Here is an 18357-nt window from a genome sequence, read left to right as displayed (position 1 = left end):
GGTCAGCCCGGTTGGCCCGGGGTCAGTGTTTTTCGAATGGTGTCGGGAATGGCGACGGCCCGGTTGCGCTTGGTGTCCAGGCAGGCCACAGAGACTGTGGCTTCGAACAGGAGTTCCGCATCGCGCAAAATTTTCTGCGAAAAACTGAGGCTGGCGCGCTTGAGTGTCGACACCGAGGTCAGGATCTGAAGCGTGTCGTCGAGGCGGGCCGGGCGCAGATACTCGCCCGTCACCCGGCGTACCACGAAGGCAATGCCGGTGTCGTCCATGAGTTGCTGCTGGTCGAAGCCCTGTCGGCGAAGCCACTCCGTGCGCCCGCGTTCGCAGAAGCGCCAGTAATTGGCGTAGTAAACAACGCCGGCTGCATCGGTGTCTTCGTAATAGACGCGGGCCATCAAGGATTCTGGGGCGATAGCGGCGGCCGGGTCGGTAGAGAGCATGCGCGCCATTTTAGCTGAGAGCGGGCTCGCTGTTGCGATGCAACTTGGTGCAATGCTTAACAAAACTTTTCGTGGTGAAGGCGCACAATAGTCAAAAGTTGCCGTGTCGCATGGCGGTGCCGCGATGTTATTCTGCGGGTCTGGCGCGTTCAGCGCCCAGGCGATGCGCCCGGTCTGCCGCGATGGAGAAGGCGGCGATAGACCGATGCCCGATAACCCGTTCGTCGTGTTGTCGAGGGCTGTGCTTACGCAATCGCCGAGATGGAGGAAGGGATCTTGGTAGGGTCTTCACACAAAAACAAATCTGCCGGGGCTGCCAGCAAGGGGCCGCGCTCAGAATTGTCGACGCTGGATTTCGGCTCGGCGGGCGGCGACGTCGCGCGGGCGCTGGCCGAGTGTGCCGGCAAGATCGAAGTGCAAGAAGGCGGCGATGCCTTTGCCGGAGTGGCCGAAGATGCTGCTGTGCTCTATGCCAATGGTCAGAACGACCTCGCCGCCCAGGTGCTCAGCGAATTTGTGACCGGCCTGACGCCGGGGCAAGGCGAGCCCGTGTGGCTGATGTTGATTGATCTCTACAAACTGACGGGCAAGCGCGCCGAGTTTGACGAACGGGTCATCGCCTATGCCCGCAGTTTTGAAAAATCCCCGCCGCCCTGGGATGTGGCCGATGCGCCCGTCGCGGCTGGCAAGACCGCTGCACCTGCGGTGGCGCTGGGCACCGCCTTGACTGACCAGGTGGCCAAGCAGTTTGAGCGGGTTCGCGAAGCCGCTAAAAAGAACGGCGCGGTGAAGATTGATTTGTCGCGTTTGCGCTCGGCGGACGAATCCGGCTGTACGCTGTTGCGCACCTTGATGTCCGACCTCAATGCGGCGTCGGTCAATATCCGTCTGTCCGGCGCGAGCACGGTCGCCAACATGTTGCGTGGCCAGGTGTTGGCGGGCCGACGAGAAAATCAGCAGATGTGGTTGTTGTTGCTCGACATGCTGCAGCAGACCGACGACATCGATACGTTTGAAGAAGTGGCGCTCGATTACGCCATTACCTTTGAAGAGTCGCCCCCATCCTGGGAGCCGAAAGCGGTCAGCGAGATGGCTTCGACCACGGCCGAGCTGGTGACGGCCGTGCAGATGGACGACGGCTTCGTGCTCGAAGGCGATGTGCTGGGCACCAACGCCGAGCCGGTGCGCCAGTTGGCGGCGTTTGCCGCTGAACGTTCGCGGGTGGATGTCGATTGCGCACGGTTGCGGCGCATCGATTTTGTGTCGGCCGGCGCCATGTTCAATGTATTGGCGCAGCTTCAGGGGCAAGGCAAGCTCATCGTCCTCAAGGATGTCAATGCCATGGTGGCCGCCTTGCTGCGTGTGATGGGGATCGATCAGGTCGCCCGCTTGCAATTGCGCAACTAGCCCCCAGATGACCGGGATGGCGGGCGCGGGATTCTTTCGTGCGCCTGTGGCGCACTCAACACGCCCCCAGGCGGGCGAATCGGATCAGGCATGGAACAGTATCACGGCACCACCATCCTCTCGGTGCGACGGGGCAGGCGCGTCGCGTTAGGCGGCGATGGTCAGGTGACGCTGGGCAACATCGTCATCAAAGGCAGCGCCCGCAAGGTGCGCCGCATTCATCACGACCGCATTCTGGCCGGCTTTGCCGGCGGCACGGCCGACGCCTTCACCTTGTTTGAGCGCTTCGAATCCAAGCTCGAAAAGCACCACGGCAACCTGCTGCGCAGCGCCGTTGAACTGGCCAAGGACTGGCGGACCGACCGTATGCTGCGTCGGCTCGAAGCCATGCTCGCCGTGGCCGATGAAGAGAACTCGCTGGTGATCACCGGCAATGGCGATGTGCTCGAACCCGAGCAGGGCATCGTGGCCATCGGCAGCGGCGGTGCCTACGCGCAGGCAGCTGCGCGCGGCTTGCTCGAGAATACCGACCTGTCGCCCGAAGAGATCGTCAGCAAGTCGCTGAGTATCGCCGGCGACCTGTGCATCTATACCAACCAACATCACACCATCGAGGTGCTGGGCTGAGCCCCGGCATCCGAGTCGAGCAGACCATGACGCAAATGACCCCGCCGGAGATCGTCTCCGAACTGGACAAGCACATCGTCGGCCAGGCGCGCGCCAAGCGTGCCGTGGCCATCGCCTTGCGCAACCGCTGGCGTCGCGCCCAGGTGGCCGAGCCGCTGCGCAGCGAAATCACCCCCAAGAACATCCTCATGATCGGCCCGACCGGCGTGGGTAAGACCGAGATCGCCCGCCGCCTGGCACGGCTGGCGAATGCGCCCTTCATCAAGATCGAAGCGACCAAGTTCACCGAAGTGGGCTACGTCGGTCGTGATGTGGACACCATCATCCGTGATCTGGCCGAAATTGCCGTCAAGGACGGCCGTGAGCGCGCCATGGTGTCGGTGCGCGACCGCGCCTCCGACGCCGCCGAAGACCGGGTGCTCGACATCCTGCTGCCGCCAGCCCGTGCGGTCGGCTTCAATGCCGACGAGGCCCCCACGGCCGACTCCGGCACACGGCAGAAATTCCGCAAGAAGCTGCGCGAAGGCGAACTCGACGAGAAGGAAATCGAGGTCGAGGTGGCCGCCCCCGGCATGAGCGCCGAGATCTTCGCCCCGCCGGGCATGGAAGAGATGACCCAGCAATTGCAGGGCATGTTCCAGAACCTCGGCGGCGCGCGCAAGAAGAGCCGCAAGCTGCCAATCAAGGAAGCCCTGCGCCTGCTCGCCGACGAAGAGGCGGCGCGCATGATCAACGACGAAGAGGTCAAGGCCGAGGCCGTGCGCGCCGTGGAGCAGAACGGCATCGTCTTCCTCGACGAACTCGACAAGGTCGCCTCGCGCTCGGAAATGCAGGGCGCCGATGTGTCGCGCCAGGGCGTGCAGCGCGACCTGCTGCCGCTGGTCGAAGGCACGACGGTGAGCACCAAGTACGGCATGATCAAGACCGATCACATCCTGTTCATCGCCAGCGGCGCCTTCCACCTGGCCAAGCCCAGCGATCTGATCCCGGAGTTGCAGGGTCGTTTTCCGATTCGCGTCGAACTCGACTCGCTCGGCGTAGATGACTTCGAATGCATCCTCACCAGCACCGACGCCTGCCTGACCCGTCAGTACCAGGCGCTGCTTGAAACCGAAGGCGTGAAGATCGACTTCCAGCCCGAGGGTATTCGCCGCCTCGCCGAGATCGCCTTCCAGGTGAACGAGAAAACCGAAAACATCGGGGCTCGCCGACTGTATACGGTGATGGAAAAGCTGCTCGAAGAAATTTCCTTCAACGCTGGCAAGCCCGGGGTCGGCGACCTGGTGGTCAATGCCGCCTATGTCGACGAGTGCCTCGAAGCCGTTGCTGAGCGCGAGGATCTGGCGCGCTACGTGCTGTAGTCATCTGGCTTGCCAGAAAGGCAAAAGGCCTCGCAAAACGCGAGGCCTTTTTCTTGGCTGAAGCAGTCGAGCTTCAGCGGGACTTGCGCCGCGCCACCTGCGCCATCAGCCCGAGGCCGGCGAGCATCATCGCCCAGGTTTCGGGTTCGGGGACCGGGGCTGCGAGGTCATAGAAATAGCGCGACGTGCTGAGGGTGTTGCCGCCGCTCATGCCGAACTGCGGATCGCGGAAGTCCATCAGGCGAACCTCGACGGTGTAGTCGGCCGCGCTCTTGCCGTTGTCGAACAGCGTCGAGGACAATTGATAGCTCGTTACCGGCGGGAGGTAGGAGCTGGTCCCAGCAAGGTCCGGTTGGGTTGGGTCATTAAGCAGGCCGAGTGTCCGGTCCCACACATAGACGCGAACGCCTTCGATGGCCGGGCCCGTGGTGGGGAGTTCCCAGCTAAGCAGGTTGCTCGTCGCGTCGAACTGCACGTTTTGCGCAAAATCCAGCGCCTGCGCGCCGGCGGTGCCCTGAGACCACGTCATGCTGACGTCGCCCGCGTTGTTTGCAATGATGGTCCACGGATCGCTGGTGCCGACGTTGGTCGGCAGGATGCTGTAATACTCGTTGGGCGAGACGTGCGAGCTCCACCAGGTCATCGGGAGCGTTGTGCCGTACTGTTCAATGCTGACCTGGGTGCCAAAGCCACTATTGGGGGTCACGCCAGCGCCGATGTAGTGGACGACGCCCTCGGCGATACCGAGTGTGTTGCTGCTGCGGTTGTCCAGCCGATCGACCACAAACTGAAAGCTGGGGGTGATGGCAAAAGCAGAGGCGCTGATGCTGGCGAGTAGCGCGCCAGTCAGTAGCGAATGAGTCAGAGTGCGCATCGAAGACATGTCGAAGTCCTGTCGGTGAAGAAAATTCCGAACGGGATTTTGCCATGAATTTCACGTATGAATGTTGGGATATGTCACAACCCCGAGAGGGTTTCTCGTAGAGCCTCCGGGTTGTGCGTCGCCCATGGACGGGTCAGATGCTGATGCCAATGGAGGCTTTGACGGGCGTGCCGCACAGGTAGAACGTTTGACGCCGCGATTCGCCGGTTAGAATCGACGCTTCACTTCCCGGCCCACGACCCATGCTCATACGCATTGTTGCCATCCTGTTCCCACTGTTTGCCATCGTGGCGGTCGGCTTCGTGGTGGGGCGTCGAATGCGTCCGGATCTGGCGCACGCCAACAAGCTGAACATGGATGTGTTTGTGCCGGCGCTGGTGTTTGCGGCCTTGGCAAGCAAGCCGTTCCGACCGGAGAACGACATCCCGCTGCTGCTGGCGACGGTGGTGATGGTGGTTGCGTCCGGTCTGGCGGCTTGGGCGCTGGCGCGGGCGACGGGCATCCAGCCCAAGACGCTGGTGCCGCCGGTGATGTTCAACAACTGCGGCAATCTCGGGTTGCCCCTGGCGGTGCTGGCGTTCGGTGAGCAGGCGCTGGCGCCGTTCGTGGTGATGTTCATGGCCTCCAACCTGCTGCATTTTTCGTTCGGCGCCTGGTTGCTGGACCACAAGGTGCGCTTGATGACGATCTGGAAAGTGCCGTCGGTCTTGGCGACCTTCGCCGGTCTGGCGGTGGGGATGAGCGGTGTCGTGGTGTGGGAACCGTTGCTGACGTCGATCCGGATGCTGGGCGAGATTTCGATTCCGCTGATGTTGTTTGCGCTCGGGGTGCGCCTGAGCGACTCGCGGATTACGTCGATTGGACTCGGAGTGTTCGGTGCGGTCGCGCGGCCGCTGATCGGTATGGCGATTGCAGGTATTTTGCTGATGCTTGTCGACTTTCCGCCGCAGCAGCAAGCCTTGATCCTGATCTTCGGTGCGCTGCCGCCGGCCGTGCTGAACTATATCTTTGCCGAGCGCTATCATCAGGAGCCCGAGAAGGTGGCCTCGATGGTGCTGATCGGCAACATGGCGGCGGTGGTGTTCTTGCCGGTCGCCCTGGTTTTTGTCTTACCGTGATTGCCTGAGAGGACGCAGATGACTGAGCTGGTTTTTCGTGAGGATGCGTATGCCCGCGAGTGTGATGCCGTGGTGGTGTCGGCTGCGCCGGGGCGGATCGTGCTCGACCGCAGCGTGTTTTACCCCACCGGCGGAGGTCAGCCGGGCGACACCGGTGTGCTGGTGCAGGCCGGCGGGACGGTGATTCCGGTGCTGGGCACCGTCAAGGGCGAAGGCGACACGATTGTTCACCTGGTGGACGAGGCGGCGAAGCTACCGGCCGTCGGCACGCATGTCACCGCCCGCATCGACTGGGATCGGCGGCATCGGGTGATGCGTTTTCACACCGCCCTGCATTTGCTGTGTGCGGTGGTGGCCGCGCCGGTAACTGGCGGCAAGATGAGCGAAGACAAGGCACACCTCGATTTCGATATCGACATGGATAAGCTCATTGCCGAAGACATCGAGTCCCGCCTTAACGCTTTGGTTGCGGCGGATACCGCAGTCGAGTGCGGCGCGATTTCCGATGCTGAGCTCGATGCCAATCCGGGTTTGGTCAAGACGATGTCGGTGCAGCCGCCGCGTGGTCAGGGCAGCGTGCGGACGATTCATATTCCGGGCGTCGACTTGCAGCCCTGTGGCGGCACGCATGTGAAACAGACGGCCGAAATCGGCGCGCTCAAGGTGGTGAAGATCCGTAGCGAGGGCAAGCGCAACCGCCGGGTCACCATCGCCTTTGCCGAGTAAGCCCGCGCCGCGTGTGACCATGTTTTACCTCCTCGCCTTGTGAGCGGCAGGGCGCGCGGAGATAGTGAATTGTCCGGGCCGTTGGAGTGGCCCGACGTTTTTGCCATCCCCAAGGAGGTTCGCATGAGTGTTGCACGTGTTACCGAAGTGATCGCCGAGTCGAAGAAGCGTTTTGACGATGTCATGCAGAGCGGCATCGAGCGCGCTAACACGACGCAGAAAAACGTCGCCGGTGCCCGGATTCGGGATCAGAAGCGAGTGATCGGAACAAGCAAGGTCAAAGCCTGTCGCGCGCCCATGAAAGTCACCTTGTGCTGGTCGACTGAACGTCCGCTCGAATAAACAAAAACGGCCGGGGCGCGCCCCGGCCGTTTTTATGGTGCCGAAGCGATTACGCCCCGCGTGCCGTGCGCAGCAGCACCAGCTCTTCGGCGCTGGTCGGGTGCACCGCCAGGGTGCGGTCGAGGTCGGCCTTGGTCGCGCCCATGGTGATGGCGATGGCCAGCGCCTGGATGATTTCGCCCGAGTCGGCGCCGATCAGGTGGGCGCCCAGCACCTTGTCACTGGCGGTATCGACGATCACCTTCATGTAGGCGCGCTCGGTGCGCCCGGCCAGGGTGTGCTTCATGGGTCGGAAGTCGGCCTCAAACACCGTGACCTGATGGCCGGCGGCGATGGCGTCGGGTTCCGACAAGCCGATGGTGCCGATCGACGGCTGGCTGAATACGGCCGTGGCGATGAGGCGGTGGTCGACCACGCGCGGCGTGTTGCCAAACACGGTGTCGGCAAAGGCGCGGCCTTCAGCGATGGCCACCGGGGTGAGGGCGGCGCGGTCGGTGACATCGCCCACGGCGTAGATGGAATCGACCGTGGTGCGCGAGTCGGGGCTGACCCGAATCGCGCCGCTTTTGGCGTCGAGCTCGACGCCGACCTCGGTCAGGCCGAGGCCATCGGTGTTGGGGCGGCGGCCGAGCGCGGAGAGCACCACGTCGGCCTCGATCACCTCGCCGTTCTTTGCCGTGCAGCGGATGCCGTTGGCGCTGCGCTCAAGCTTGACCGGCGCGAAGCCCGGCCGCAGCGCGACGCCGCGCTCGCTCATGGCGGTGGCCAGGCGGGTGCGGATATCGTCGTCGAAGCCGCGCAGTGGCAGGTCGGCGCGGTAGGCCTGGATTACTTCGCTGCCAAAACCGGCAAAGATGCCGGCGAACTCGACGGCGATGTAGCCGGCACCCAGCACCAGCAGACGGCGCGGCAATTCGGTGAGATCGAGCAGCTCGTTAGAGCTGATGGCCAGCTCCAGGCCGTCGATGGCTGGCGCGCTGGGCGTGCCGCCGGTGGCGATGAGGATGTGCCCGGCGCTGACCCGGCGCCCGCCGACTTCGACGGTGTGCGCATCAACAAGCCGCGCCTGGCCTTCGAGCAGGGTGACCTTGGCATCGGCGAGCATCTTGCGGTAAATGGTTTCGAGCCGCGCCGTTTCGCGGTTTTTGGCGGCGGTCAGCGCGGCGAGGTCGAAGCTGGGCGGCACGATTTCCCAGCCAAAACCGGGGGCATCGGCAAAGGCGTCGGCAAACTGCGAGGCATACATCAGCAGTTTTTTGGGCACACAACCGCGAATCACGCAGGTGCCGCCGACCCGGTCGCCCTCGCAGATGGCGACCCGCGCGCCATGGACGGTCGCACGCCGGCTGGCGGCGACGCCACCCGAGCCTGCGCCGATGGTGATGAGGTCAAAATCGTAGTCCGACATAGTGCTCCCCGTGCTGATGGCTTTGCCGGGAAGTGTAGCAGTCGGTCGGAAAACAGGGCTTCGTGCAGGTGTCGTGCTTGCGAAGCCTCCCTGTCACGCAGGGTCAGCGTCAGCCGACCAAGGCGGGTTGAAACCCGCCCTAGTGCGGGATGAGCGACTGCTCGCCCAGATCAAAGGCATACACGGTGGTGCGGCCGTGGCGCTTGACCACGGCGGCGCCGAGGCCGCCCATGGTTCGGCGCTCGCCATTGGGCTTGCCCTTTTTGTAATAGCGGGTCAGCCCCAGGCGCAGTACGGTCTGAGTGGTGTAGGCCGCGTCGCGGTAGAAGGTGACGCTGGTGCCATTCTCGATGCTGCTGTGCACTTCGCGGCGGATGCGGAGCATGCGGATATCGTAGAGCAGGCGTGAGCTTGAGGCACTGGCCTGACTCACCACATGCCCGGCGTGAAGGCGCTGCCAGGCGTCGGGGCTATCGATATAGGTGTAGCCTGATTTGCTGCCCTTCTGGCCTTTGATGTGACCAATCAGCCGGAAGCCGACGCCGACGTCACCGAAGCCGGCAATCAGGTCGTCGGTGTCGAAGGCGTCGAGCGGAAAGTCTTTACCGGGCCGAATGTTGCTCTTGCCCCCGGCCTGGCGGATCAATCGCGCGCCGATACGCTCGCGCAGGCGTTGCTGCGCGATGGTGGCGTCGGGGCCGGCCGGTTGTTGTTCGAGGAAGGCGATCAGCTCCGGAATGCTGGCGTCGATCTTGAGCTCGTCTTCGTCTGTGGTGCCCACGGGTGCGGCGACGGAGGCGTCCGGGGCAGAGACCGCCGGGGCCGGTGTGGGCGCTGGCGTCGGCGTGCTTGTGGCAGGCGCGTTGGCGGGCGGCAGCGGTGGCGAGGGGCGGGTTTCGACACGGCTCGTGGCGCAGCCGACGAGCGACAGGCTGATCAGAGCAATCAAAGCGAGGGGCAGGGCGCGCGGATGCATGGCGTGCAGACTCGTTCAGTGGGTATGGCCGGAGTCTAGCAGGCCGGGCGCGCGCTGTCGGCCCCGATGCCAAGCGTGTTGTGATCGTTTACGCTTCTGCGTTTTCCTCATATCGAGACGCTGCCATGTCGACGCTTGCCCCCATCGCTGATCTGGAATCCAACCCGCGCGTGAAAGCGGTGTTTGATGACATCCGTGCGACCCGTCAGACCGACTTCATCAACAACATGTGGCGCTACCTGGCCTTCGACGCCGGCCTGCTGGAGCAGACCTGGGCGGAGGTGAAAGCGGTGATGGCCACGCCATCGGAAATCGATCCGCTGACCAAAGAGATGCTCTACATTGCGGTGTCGATCGCCAACAACTGCGGCTATTGCGTGCATTCGCACACCGCCGCGGCGCGTGCCAAGGGCATGGGCGAGGGGCAGTACGCCGAGCTGTTGAAGATCGTCGCGCTGGCCGCCAAGACCAATCACCTGGCCACGGCCTTGCAGGTGCCGGTCGATACCTGCTTCGACGCCGGAGCGCCGGGTGCCTGATCTGTCCGTCGTCTGGATGGTCGGGCTGACGCTGGCCGCCTTCGTCGCCGGTTTTATCAGTTCCATCGCGGGCGCTGGCGGAATGATTGTGCTGCCCTGCCTGCTGTGGGCGGGCGTGCCGCCAGTGCAGGCGCTGGCCACCAACAAGTGTCAGAGCGTGTTCGGGACCTTGTCGTCCACGCTCAATTTTCTGCGCAAGGGCCACTTGCAGTTGCGGCCCCTGCGTAGGGCGCTGCTCTACGCCCTTATTGGTGCTGCGATCGGCACGCTATGGGTGCAGCGTATGGACGCCGCCGTGCTAGACCGGCTGCTGCCGTATGTGCTGATCGTGCTGGCTGGCTACTTTGCGATGTCGCCGCGCATTGCCGACGAAGACACGCCGCCACGGATGTCGTCCGCGGTGTTTGATCCGCTAGTCGGCGGCGGGCTCGGTTTGTATGGCGGGGTGTTCGGCCCCGGCATGGGCTCGTTCTCGGCGGCCGCCTTTGCCGGCTTGCGCGGTTTCAACATGCGCAAGGCGACGGCCTCCACCAAGCCGCTGGTGCTGGTCGCTAATGTGAGCTCGCTGGCAATCTTTGTTGCCGGCGGTCATGTGGTGTGGGCGCTGGCGCTGAGCATGGCGGTGGCGCAGTTTGTCGGCGCCCGCTTGGGCTCGAACCTGGTCATCACGCGTGGCGCCGCGCTGGTGCGGCCGGTGATTGTCATTACGACGGCGGCGATTGCGCTGCGTTTGCTGCTGCGCTAGTCAGTTGGAATGTTGACTGCACGGCTTGGGCCTGGCGGTTCAGGTTGCTATGCTGCGGCTATGGCAAGCATCTTCATCAGTTACCGTCGGGACGACAGCCAGGGGTTTGCCGGGCGGCTGGATGACGATCTGTCGGAGCGTTTTGGCGACGCGCAGGTGTTTCGTGACCGCGAAATTCCCGCCGGCAGCGATTTTGCACGCCATCTCGAAGACCGCCTGAATGCCGCCGAAGTTGTGCTGGTGGTGATCGGTCGTGGCTGGATAGATCAGCGTGACGCGGAAGGCCGGCTGCGGCTCGATTCGCCCGACGATTGGGTGCGGATGGAGATCGAGCGGGCGCTGGCGCGCGATGTGCCGATTGTTCCGGTGCTGGTGGGGGGCGCGACCATGCCCTGGCCGGACCAACTGCCCGACAGTCTCGCCCCGCTGGCTGGGCGGCAAGCCTTCAGTGTGTCGGATCAACGTTGGTCGGAGGACATCGATGCGCTGGCGATGCAGCTATCGCGCGTGTCGCCCGAGCTTACGCGCCAACTCAAGTCGCGCAGCGGCAATGGCGAGCGGGATCTGTTCGATGTGCTGCGCGAACGTGTGAATGATGCGGCACGGACGGCTGCCAATGGTGAGCATGGCGGCAACGGCGGGTTTGCGCGCTGGGCCGCTGGCCGGCTGGGCAAGCTGTTTGGGGCGACGGTGAGCCTGGCGGTGATCTATATCCTGGTTCGCGCGCTCGGCGGCAACGAGGTCAACCGGATGCTTGACCGGGTGATCGCCATCACCGTGGAACAGATCAAAGTCTTGTTTTAGACCGCTTTCAGAAGTGCCAGCGCGCATGCAGCGTCGGCGTGTTGGTATCCACGCCCGGCATGTCCTGGTTGCCAAACTTGTTGCGCCACATCTCGTAGCCGACACCCATGAAAAAGCGATTCGGCGTGCTGCCCACGGCCGCGCCGACATCGGCCATCAAGGCCGTGCGCATCAGGAATTCTTCGCCGACCTTGCGGCCGGTGTAGTCCTCGCCGGTACGAAAGGCGTGGGCAAAGAAGCCCTCAAATCGCACTGGCACGCCCCCCAGCGCAAAGGGCACGCGCCAGGCAGCGTGCAGCATGGGGTAGGCGTCGAAGCCGATGTTTTCTTCATTGCCCGGCGCCTTGCACGGCGGCAGACCGCAGTGATTCCACTCCTTGGCCATCAGCAGCGAGACATCGAGAAAACCCGGCGGGGCAATCTTGAAGCGCAGCGTCGGGCCGAGCACCAGCAGGCGCTTGCGCGGGGCGAAGCGGTTGTCCTTGCTGTTCCAGTCGAAGCCGGCGGTGAGCGCTACGTCGTGGATGGGGCCGACGGCCAGTGATTGGTCGAAGACCTTGCCCAGCGACAGCAGATGGCGATAGACGATGTAGAACTCGGTCGCGCCGTGATTGCTGTCTTTGGCGGGGTCGATGTCGTCGGAGCGCAGCATCTTGATGCTGGCCAGGTTCATGCCGTGGCTGTAGCCGCTGACATGCACGAACTCCAGGATGTCCTTGCGCACCGGCGAGCGATTGGCGGGCTCGGTGAAGCGGTTGCCGGTGGTGTAGGTGAGCGAGTTGTCCTGCCAGTCGATGGCGTGGGCGGGCAAGGCGACGAGGCCGCCAGCGACAAGCGCGGTGGCCGTAATCAGGGTGCGCAGCATGAAATTCTCCGGATTTTTCGTCGCGGAGTATGCCCGCGCGCGCGCCGGCTGGCTTTGATCTGAGTCGGACTTAGCCGTGTTTGCCGATTCGGCGTTCGAGATCGGTCACCACTACGGATAGCGCCTGCGTGGAGATCACCACTTCAACCAGCGAGAGCACCAGTGACACCGCCAGCGTGATGATCGACAGACCAAACAACCAGTGGCCGAGCGTGCTGTGCACCAGAAAGATCGCGAGCATGGCCAGTGCGCAGAGCAAGAAGCTGATGACAGCGAAGGTCTGCATGGAGCGGATCAGGCTGATGCGTCGCTTGAGGCCGGGGATCTGCGCCCGGGCCAGCGCCATGTCGCCGCCTTCGTCGCTGGCCAATTGGCGGATCACCTGCGCCAGGGTGAGAAAGCGGTTGGTGTAAGCCAGCAGCAGCAGCGAGATGGCGGGAAACAGCAGGGCGGGGGTGGTGATGTCCATTTGTTGGTGATTGGTGATTGGTGATTGGTGATTGGTGATGGGGTGATGGGGTGATGGAGGCGGCTTTCAATAACCCATCACCAAACTACACCTTATGGGTCGACAGCAGGATGCTGGTTTCGGTGTTGGCAATGCCGTCGATGCTGCGCACCCGGCCGAGCGCTCGGTCAAAGGCTTCGAGCGTGTCGGCGCGGATCTCGGCGACAAAGTCCCAGCGGCCGTTGGTTGAGTGCAGGGTTTGCACCGCCGGCTCGCCGCGCAAGGCTTTGAGGACGGCCTCGGTGGTGTTGCCTTCGACCGCAATGCCCATCCAGGCGCGGATGCGATGCGCTTCGGCGGCCGGCTTGAGGCGCACCGAGTAGCCCGCAATCACGCCGCTGGTTTCGAGTTTGCGCAGACGATTGAGCACCGTGCCCCGCGCCACCCGCAGCGTGCGTGCGAGGGTCGCCACCGGCAGGCGGGCATCGTCGCGCAGCAAGGCGATGAGCTGGCGGTCGGTGTCGTCGATATCATGCATTACGTCAGGCATGGCTGACATTATGGCAGGAATGCTGGCAGTAATGATCAATTGCGTGTCTTTATGTTGATGCGTGGACCATCCATGCTTGGAGTGACTCTGGAAGGGCCAGCGTCGCTGACGAGAGGCTTTGACATGAACGCACAGGCGCACATCCTGCTGGTGGCTCCGACGCACTACACGGTGAGCTACGCGATCAACCCGTGGATGCAGCCCGAACGCTGGCTGCAGGACACTGCGGGTTTTGGCGCGCAGGCGCGACGCAGCTTCAATGCACTTTCGGAGGCCTTGCGTGCGGCCGGTTGCCGCTTGACCGTCATTGATGGAGAGCCCGGCCTGCCCGACATGGTATTTCCCGCCAATGCGGGCATCGTGCTCGATGGCCGCTTGCTGCTTGCCCGCTTTCGTCATGCCGAACGCCAGGGCGAAGAGGCGCCGTTTGCCCGCGCCTTTGCCGCCTTGCGTGTGGCCGGCGTGCTGAGCGAGGTCGCGACGCTGCCCGATGGCGTGTTTCAGGAAGGCGCAGGCGACTGCCTGTGGGATGCCACGCGTGGGCTGTTCTGGGTGGGCTGGGGGCAGCGTTCGAACCAGGCCTCGGTCAAAGCGGTGGCGGACTATTTTGGTCAGCCCGTGGTGCCGCTGGCGCTGATCACCGAGCGCTCCTATCACCTGGATGTGTGTTTCTGCCCGCTCGCCGGCGGCGAGATTTTGTACTACCCGCCGGCTTTGTCGGTCGATTCGCTGGCGCGTCTGCGCGAGCGTGTGCCGGCCGAGCAATTGATCGAAGCCACCGAGGACGATCTGGCGCATTTCAGTGTGAACGCAGTCAGCGTGGGGCGGCAGGTGGTGATGAGCCGCACAACCGACCGGCTGCGCAGTGTGCTTACCGAGCGCGGCTACCAGGTACGGGAGGTGGATCTGTCGCCCTTCATGATGTCCGGCGGGGGCGCGTTCTGCATGACCTTGCGTCTGGACCGCCATAGCGCAGCGGCCCGCCATGCCGACCCGGTGGTGGCGGTGGCCTGAGGAGAGCATCATGACGCATTTCATCGATGTACCCGATCTTCAGCGCTGGCTGCGCCGACGTGGCGTGGCATCGGTGCTGGTCGAGATGGCGGAGGCGATCCGCCAGGATTACCTGCGCTGGGAGGCTTTCGAGAAAGCCCCGCGCGTGGCCAGTCATTCGCCAGTGGGCGTGATTGAGTTGATGCCGGCCTGCGATGGGGTGCTGTACGGCTTCAAATATGTGAACGGCCACCCCAAGAACGCCGGCGAGGGCAGGCTCACGGTGATGGCGTTTGGGCTGCTGGCGGAGGTCGACACCGGCTATCCGCTGCTGCTGTCCGAAATGACGCTGACCACCGCCTTGCGCACCGCGGCCACCTCGGCGCTGGCTGCGCAGGCCATGGCGCGGCCCGATGCGCGCTGCATGGCGCTGATCGGCAATGGCGCGCAAAGCGAGTTCCAGTCGCTGGCGTTTCATGCCTTGCTGGGCATCAAGCGCATTCAGGCCTATGACGTGGCCCCGGCGGCGACCGCCCGCCTGCAGCGCAATCTGGCGCAGGTGCCCGGCCTGCGGATCGAGGCGATGCCGAGCGTCGCGGCGGCGCTGGCCGGGGCGGATATCATCACCACCGTGACCGCTGACAAGCGACAGGCGACGATTCTGACGGATGCGATGGTGCCTGCCGGCGTGCATCTGAACGCCGTGGGCGGGGACTGCCCGGGCAAGACGGAGCTCGATCCGGCCATTCTCAAGCGCGCCCGCGTGGTGGTGGAACTGGAGGCGCAGACGCGGGACGAAGGCGAGATCCAGCAGATGCCGGCCGATTTTCCGGTGCTCGAACTGTGGCAGGTGCTCGCCGGCAAACTGCCGGGGCGCGCCGACGCCCGGGAGGTGACGGTGTTCGATTCGGTCGGTTTTGCGCTCGAAGACTTTGCGGCACTGCGTTATTTGCATACCCGAGCGGTGCCCGACGGTGTGGGGCGCCCGCTGGCGCTGGTGCCTGCGCTCGACGACCCGCGTGATCTGTTCTCGCTCGTGGCGCCGGTCGGCGCCATGACGGCGAATGTGATCTGAGCGATCAAAAGAAAAATCCCCCGCCTGGCATGTGCCGGGCGGGGGATTGTCCTTGTGGCTGACGCCAGTGAGATCAGGCGACCTTCTTGGCGGCCTTGGTGGCGGATTTGACCGCTGCGTCAGTGGCCTTGTTGATGTTCGACTCGGTCATTTCGACGACTTTGCGCGTGGTCTTGGCCGCGTCTTCAATGGCCGAGTTTGTTGCCGACATGGCCGACTTCAGCGCCTTGGCAATCACCTCGCCGCCGACCGGGGTGCTGACCGACAGCGCGTCGATCGCCTTGTCCAGGTCCTTGTTGATCGAAGCGTACTTCGGTGCCAGCACGGCGTTGATGGACTCGCCCGCTTCCGAGGCAATCGCATAGCTGGTGCGCAGATAACCCACGCTGCGGCTCAGGGCCGGGGCGACGGCACTGGCGCCAAGCGCCAGCAGTGCTTTCGGCTCGCGAACGGCTGCCAGATCGGAGGCCAGCTTGAAGCCGTCTTCCAGCCCGGCGCGGCCGAAGTCGAGGCTCAGCGTGCCCGAGCGCTCGATGGTGTCGAAGCCGATCCCGACGAGTGCGGACAAGGTGTCCAGTGCGTCGGCGTGGGAAGCGATGAGGGTGTCTTTGGTCATCATGATGAACTCTCCTGTCAGATTGAGTGACTGCCAAGCGGCTGATTTCATGGAAATGCTGCAATGCACAATTCAATAGTAGCAGGCGAGAAAAGAAAGTAAAGATAATTTTGTTGCAGTGCGGCATGACTCTTGTCCGATCGGCTTCTTCGGTAAGGCCTCGCGCGGCCGAGGCCGGGGCTGCCGACGGATTTCGTAAGGATGGGTAAATGCGTCGTGACCGCGCTTGTGACGTCCCGGGTGGGCTGATAGCCTGAGTCGCACGGCATTCCGCTCAAGAAATGGATATTCAATGAAATCTGCGTTGCGCATTGTGGTGGGCCTCGGCCTGCTGGTACTGGTGCTCATGGCCGCCTTGGCGGCGTACCTTGCCTTTGTTTTTGATGCCAATGATTACCGCGACCGGCTCAGCGAACTGGTGGCCGAGCAGACCGGTCGTCAGTTGACCCTGTCTGGCGAGATGAAATTGTCCGTGTTTCCCTGGCTTGGCTTCGAACTGGGTGCGGCCGAACTCGGCAATGCCCCGGGATTTTCGGATCGGCCGTTCGCCGCGCTGACCGCAGCCGAGGCGCGGGTCAAGCTGCTGCCCTTGCTGCGCAAGGAGGTCGCCGTCGACCGAGTGGTGCTCAAAGGTCTGCAGCTGAGCCTCGAGCGCCGGGCCGACGGAAAAACCAACTGGGACGACCTGGTCGAGCCGGAGCCGGCACCAGAGGCTGGCGGGCCGGGTCCGGGTGAGGCGTCGGATGGCCACCCCTCGGCCCTGGCGGTGGGCGGCGTGGATATTCAGGATGCGGTGATCCGATGGGAAGACGAAACGACACAGGCAAAGCACAGCCTCAGCGATGTGGACATCCAGACCGGCGAAATCGCGCCCGGCGTGCCCTTCAACATCGACCTGGGTGCCAGCTTTTCGGCGAGTGATCCGGCGATACAAGGGCGGCTCTCGGTCAGCGCAAAGGCCTCGCTCGATCTGGCCGCCAAGCGTTACAACCTGATTGGCCTGCGGGCTGGGCTCAAAGCCGATGGCGCGGGCGTGCCCGGCGGGCGCATCGATGCGGGGCTGATGGCCGATGTGGCGGCGGATCTGGCTCAGGGCACACTGTCCGTCAAGGGGCTCTCCTTGAAAGCCTATGATGTAGCCCTCACCGGCGCGCTCGAAGGCTCGGGCCTGATGGACGCCATGGTATTGACCGGGCCGGTGGTACTCGAAGGCCTGAATCCCCGCGAGCTACTGGCGCGCTTGAATATCGAGGCGCCGCGTACCGCGAATCCGGAGCGCCTCAAGCGCGCTGCGATCAAGGCCGTACTCACTGCCACGCCTACGCGCGTCGCCCTGAGCGATCTGAACGCGACCTTGGATGACAGCAAGATGACCGGCCAGCTTGAAGTCACCGATCTGGCAAAAAGTGCCTTGCGATTTGACGTGTCGCTCGATGCGCTGGATGTCGACAGCTACCTGCCGCCCACTGCGGCCAATGGCAGTGCGGCCGCTTCGGGCAGCGCACCGGTCAATGATCCGGCCGCCGCGCCGCCAACGAGCGGGGGGCTGCGTACCCTGGATGCGGCGGGCCGTGTCCGGATCGGAAAGCTTAAGTTGAGCGGCTTGCAGGCCAGTGCGGTGGATGTGGGAATCAAGGCCGCGGGCGGGCGAATCGAAGTCACCCCCAAGGCCACGCTATATGACGGCCGGCTCGACAGCCAGGTCAGTCTCGACGTTCGTCCAAAAACGCCGGCCCTGACGGTCGGTGGCGGCGTGACCGACGTACAGATCGGTCCGTTGCTGCGTGACCTGACCGGCAAGCCCGAAAAGCTGACCGGGCGCGCACGCGTGGGTTTTGACCTGAAAGGCAGCGGGCTTGATGCGCCCACGCTCAAGCGCAGCCTCGCCGGCACCACGACATTGGCCGTGCTCGATGGCGCGGTCAAAGGCGTCAACGTGGCTCAGTTTTTGCGAGAAGCGCAGGCGCAATTGACGGGGCAGAAGGCGGAGCAAGCCAGTGGCCCGGCCCAGACTGATTTTTCGGATCTTAAAGCGAGCGTGGTGCTCGGTGGCGGCGTGGCTCGCAACGATGACCTGGCAATGCGCTCGCCACTGCTGCGCGTGGGCGGCGCCGGGACGGCCAATCTGGTCAGCGAAGCGATCGACTACCGGATCGAAGCCTCGCTGGTCGGCACATTGACCGGCCAAGGTGGCAAGTCGCTTGACAAGGTCAAGGGCGTGACGGTGCCGGTGCATGTGACCGGCAGCTTCTCCGACCCGAAGTACGCGCTGGATGCCGAGGCCTTGCTGGCCGGCGCGCTGAAGGGCCGGCTCGAACAGGAAAAGGCCGCCGCCAAAGAGAAGGTGGAGGCGGTGCGCGAAAAGGCGAAAGATCAGCTCAAGGAAGAGCTGAAGAAAGGTCTGGGCGGCTTGTTTCGATAAACGCGAAACGCT

General features: G+C 63.9%; 20 protein-coding genes. 12 read left to right on the top strand and 8 right to left on the bottom strand.

Going from position 1 to position 18357, the window contains the following annotated elements:
* Positions 1 to 2: 2 nt before the first annotated feature.
* Positions 3 to 440: a tol-pal system-associated acyl-CoA thioesterase gene (gene ybgC, locus FHP91_RS08535; RefSeq protein ID WP_186301486.1), complete on the bottom strand. Its 438-nt coding sequence runs from the start codon at positions 438 to 440 to the stop codon at positions 3 to 5.
* 339 nt (positions 441 to 779) lie between these two features.
* On the opposite strand from ybgC, the gene FHP91_RS08530 reads away from it, so the two are divergent.
* The 3 genes from FHP91_RS08530 to hslU all read left to right on the top strand — a co-directional run bounded on the left by FHP91_RS08530 (position 780) and on the right by hslU (position 3835).
* Positions 780 to 1847, top strand: a complete 1068-nt coding sequence (locus FHP91_RS08530) for an STAS domain-containing protein (protein ID WP_246116258.1) — start codon at positions 780 to 782, stop codon at positions 1845 to 1847.
* A gap of 90 nt (positions 1848 to 1937) precedes the next feature.
* Positions 1938 to 2474: an ATP-dependent protease subunit HslV gene (gene hslV / locus FHP91_RS08525; protein WP_144309160.1), complete on the top strand. Its 537-nt coding sequence runs from the start codon at positions 1938 to 1940 to the stop codon at positions 2472 to 2474.
* 26 nt (positions 2475 to 2500) lie between these two features.
* Positions 2501 to 3835 (top strand): ATP-dependent protease ATPase subunit HslU, encoded by a 1335-nt coding sequence (gene hslU, locus FHP91_RS08520; protein WP_144309159.1) that lies wholly within the window; start codon positions 2501 to 2503, stop codon positions 3833 to 3835.
* A gap of 73 nt (positions 3836 to 3908) precedes the next feature.
* On the opposite strand, the gene FHP91_RS08515 is transcribed toward hslU, so the two are convergent.
* Entirely contained in the window at positions 3909 to 4718 is an 810-nt protein-coding gene (locus FHP91_RS08515) for a PEPxxWA-CTERM sorting domain-containing protein (RefSeq protein WP_222105149.1), read from the bottom strand.
* 242 nt (positions 4719 to 4960) lie between these two features.
* Here FHP91_RS08515 and FHP91_RS08510 point away from each other — a divergent pair, with 242 nt between their 5' ends.
* The 3 genes from FHP91_RS08510 to FHP91_RS08500 all read left to right on the top strand — a co-directional run bounded on the left by FHP91_RS08510 (position 4961) and on the right by FHP91_RS08500 (position 6904).
* Positions 4961 to 5836 (top strand): AEC family transporter, encoded by an 876-nt coding sequence (locus tag FHP91_RS08510; protein ID WP_144309158.1) that lies wholly within the window; start codon positions 4961 to 4963, stop codon positions 5834 to 5836.
* A gap of 18 nt (positions 5837 to 5854) precedes the next feature.
* Positions 5855 to 6562 carry an alanyl-tRNA editing protein gene (locus tag FHP91_RS08505; RefSeq protein ID WP_144309157.1) on the top strand — a complete coding sequence of 236 codons (708 nt, stop codon included), beginning with the start codon at positions 5855 to 5857 and terminating at the stop codon, positions 6560 to 6562.
* A gap of 123 nt (positions 6563 to 6685) precedes the next feature.
* On the top strand, positions 6686 to 6904 hold the full coding sequence (locus FHP91_RS08500) for a dodecin family protein (RefSeq protein WP_144309156.1): 219 nt from the start codon (positions 6686 to 6688) through the stop codon (positions 6902 to 6904).
* 49 nt (positions 6905 to 6953) lie between these two features.
* Here the strand turns inward: FHP91_RS08500 and gorA are convergent, their stop codons facing one another.
* Both gorA and FHP91_RS08490 read right to left on the bottom strand, forming a co-directional pair.
* A complete protein-coding gene (gene gorA, locus FHP91_RS08495; protein WP_144309155.1) occupies positions 6954 to 8312 on the bottom strand; it encodes a glutathione-disulfide reductase in 1359 nt (452 codons plus the stop codon).
* Positions 8313 to 8451: 139 nt separating this feature from the next.
* The gene (locus FHP91_RS08490) at positions 8452 to 9288 is read right to left on the bottom strand and encodes a hypothetical protein (RefSeq protein WP_144309154.1); all 837 of its coding nucleotides are present in this window, start codon (positions 9286 to 9288) and stop codon (positions 8452 to 8454) included.
* Between the two features lie 125 nt (positions 9289 to 9413).
* On the opposite strand from FHP91_RS08490, the gene FHP91_RS08485 reads away from it, so the two are divergent.
* Genes FHP91_RS08485 through FHP91_RS08475 form a run of 3 tightly spaced genes read left to right on the top strand, consistent with a single transcriptional unit; the run spans position 9414 to position 11376 of the window.
* Positions 9414 to 9827 carry a carboxymuconolactone decarboxylase family protein gene (locus FHP91_RS08485; protein ID WP_144309153.1) on the top strand — a complete coding sequence of 138 codons (414 nt, stop codon included), beginning with the start codon at positions 9414 to 9416 and terminating at the stop codon, positions 9825 to 9827.
* The gene (locus tag FHP91_RS08480) at positions 9820 to 10572 is read left to right on the top strand and encodes a TSUP family transporter (RefSeq protein ID WP_222105148.1); all 753 of its coding nucleotides are present in this window, start codon (positions 9820 to 9822) and stop codon (positions 10570 to 10572) included. The genes FHP91_RS08485 and FHP91_RS08480 overlap by 8 nt, the downstream gene beginning before the upstream one ends.
* Before the next feature lie 60 nt (positions 10573 to 10632).
* Positions 10633 to 11376, top strand: coding sequence for a toll/interleukin-1 receptor domain-containing protein (locus FHP91_RS08475; RefSeq protein ID WP_186301485.1), 744 nt, complete (start codon positions 10633 to 10635; stop codon positions 11374 to 11376).
* 7 nt (positions 11377 to 11383) lie between these two features.
* Here FHP91_RS08475 and FHP91_RS08470 read toward each other — a convergent pair whose 3' ends face one another.
* The 3 genes from FHP91_RS08470 to FHP91_RS08460 all read right to left on the bottom strand — a co-directional run bounded on the left by FHP91_RS08470 (position 11384) and on the right by FHP91_RS08460 (position 13239).
* Entirely contained in the window at positions 11384 to 12241 is an 858-nt protein-coding gene (locus FHP91_RS08470) for a hypothetical protein (RefSeq protein WP_144309151.1), read from the bottom strand.
* 70 nt (positions 12242 to 12311) lie between these two features.
* Entirely contained in the window at positions 12312 to 12710 is a 399-nt protein-coding gene (locus tag FHP91_RS08465; RefSeq protein ID WP_144309150.1) for a DUF2721 domain-containing protein, read from the bottom strand.
* Positions 12711 to 12795: 85 nt separating this feature from the next.
* Positions 12796 to 13239 (bottom strand): Lrp/AsnC family transcriptional regulator, encoded by a 444-nt coding sequence (locus FHP91_RS08460; RefSeq protein ID WP_246116257.1) that lies wholly within the window; start codon positions 13237 to 13239, stop codon positions 12796 to 12798.
* Between the two features lie 123 nt (positions 13240 to 13362).
* Here FHP91_RS08460 and FHP91_RS08455 point away from each other — a divergent pair, with 123 nt between their 5' ends.
* Positions 13363 to 14253: a dimethylarginine dimethylaminohydrolase family protein gene (locus FHP91_RS08455; protein WP_144309149.1), complete on the top strand. Its 891-nt coding sequence runs from the start codon at positions 13363 to 13365 to the stop codon at positions 14251 to 14253.
* Positions 14254 to 14263: 10 nt separating this feature from the next.
* Complete coding sequence (locus FHP91_RS08450) at positions 14264 to 15307, top strand: ornithine cyclodeaminase (protein WP_144309148.1); 1044 nt, start codon at positions 14264 to 14266, stop codon at positions 15305 to 15307.
* Positions 15308 to 15380: 73 nt separating this feature from the next.
* Here FHP91_RS08450 and FHP91_RS08445 read toward each other — a convergent pair whose 3' ends face one another.
* Entirely contained in the window at positions 15381 to 15926 is a 546-nt protein-coding gene (locus tag FHP91_RS08445; protein WP_144175267.1) for a phasin family protein, read from the bottom strand.
* A 289-nt stretch (positions 15927 to 16215) separates the two neighbouring features.
* On the opposite strand from FHP91_RS08445, the gene FHP91_RS08440 reads away from it, so the two are divergent.
* Complete coding sequence (locus FHP91_RS08440; RefSeq protein WP_144309146.1) at positions 16216 to 18345, top strand: AsmA family protein; 2130 nt, start codon at positions 16216 to 16218, stop codon at positions 18343 to 18345.
* Positions 18346 to 18357 lie beyond the last annotated feature (12 nt).

The sequence above is a fragment of the Denitromonas halophila genome, assembly GCF_007625155.1.
In the GTDB taxonomy this organism is placed as follows: domain Bacteria; phylum Pseudomonadota; class Gammaproteobacteria; order Burkholderiales; family Rhodocyclaceae; genus Nitrogeniibacter; species Nitrogeniibacter halophilus.
The sequence above is the reverse complement of the archived record's forward strand: the minus strand, read 5'-3'. Positions and strand labels throughout refer to the sequence as shown.

Coding starts and splice junctions, on each gene's coding strand:
- FHP91_RS08470 (WP_144309151.1), bottom strand. CDS start 12,241: ATGCTGCGCACCCTGATTACGGCCACCGCGCTTGTCGCTGGCGGCCTC.
- gorA (WP_144309155.1), bottom strand. CDS start 8,312: ATGTCGGACTACGATTTTGACCTCATCACCATCGGCGCAGGCTCGGGT.
- FHP91_RS08445 (WP_144175267.1), bottom strand. CDS start 15,926: ATGATGACCAAAGACACCCTCATCGCTTCCCACGCCGACGCACTGGAC.
- FHP91_RS08475 (WP_186301485.1), top strand. CDS start 10,633: ATGGCAAGCATCTTCATCAGTTACCGTCGGGACGACAGCCAGGGGTTT.
- hslU (WP_144309159.1), top strand. CDS start 2,501: ATGACGCAAATGACCCCGCCGGAGATCGTCTCCGAACTGGACAAGCAC.
- FHP91_RS08510 (WP_144309158.1), top strand. CDS start 4,961: ATGCTCATACGCATTGTTGCCATCCTGTTCCCACTGTTTGCCATCGTG.
- FHP91_RS08485 (WP_144309153.1), top strand. CDS start 9,414: ATGTCGACGCTTGCCCCCATCGCTGATCTGGAATCCAACCCGCGCGTG.
- FHP91_RS08490 (WP_144309154.1), bottom strand. CDS start 9,288: ATGCATCCGCGCGCCCTGCCCCTCGCTTTGATTGCTCTGATCAGCCTG.
- FHP91_RS08440 (WP_144309146.1), top strand. CDS start 16,216: ATGAAATCTGCGTTGCGCATTGTGGTGGGCCTCGGCCTGCTGGTACTG.
- FHP91_RS08455 (WP_144309149.1), top strand. CDS start 13,363: ATGAACGCACAGGCGCACATCCTGCTGGTGGCTCCGACGCACTACACG.
- ybgC (WP_186301486.1), bottom strand. CDS start 440: ATGCTCTCTACCGACCCGGCCGCCGCTATCGCCCCAGAATCCTTGATG.
- FHP91_RS08465 (WP_144309150.1), bottom strand. CDS start 12,710: ATGGACATCACCACCCCCGCCCTGCTGTTTCCCGCCATCTCGCTGCTG.
- FHP91_RS08450 (WP_144309148.1), top strand. CDS start 14,264: ATGACGCATTTCATCGATGTACCCGATCTTCAGCGCTGGCTGCGCCGA.
- FHP91_RS08460 (WP_246116257.1), bottom strand. CDS start 13,239: ATGCCTGACGTAATGCATGATATCGACGACACCGACCGCCAGCTCATC.
- FHP91_RS08515 (WP_222105149.1), bottom strand. CDS start 4,718: ATGTCTTCGATGCGCACTCTGACTCATTCGCTACTGACTGGCGCGCTA.
- FHP91_RS08505 (WP_144309157.1), top strand. CDS start 5,855: ATGACTGAGCTGGTTTTTCGTGAGGATGCGTATGCCCGCGAGTGTGAT.
- hslV (WP_144309160.1), top strand. CDS start 1,938: ATGGAACAGTATCACGGCACCACCATCCTCTCGGTGCGACGGGGCAGG.
- FHP91_RS08500 (WP_144309156.1), top strand. CDS start 6,686: ATGAGTGTTGCACGTGTTACCGAAGTGATCGCCGAGTCGAAGAAGCGT.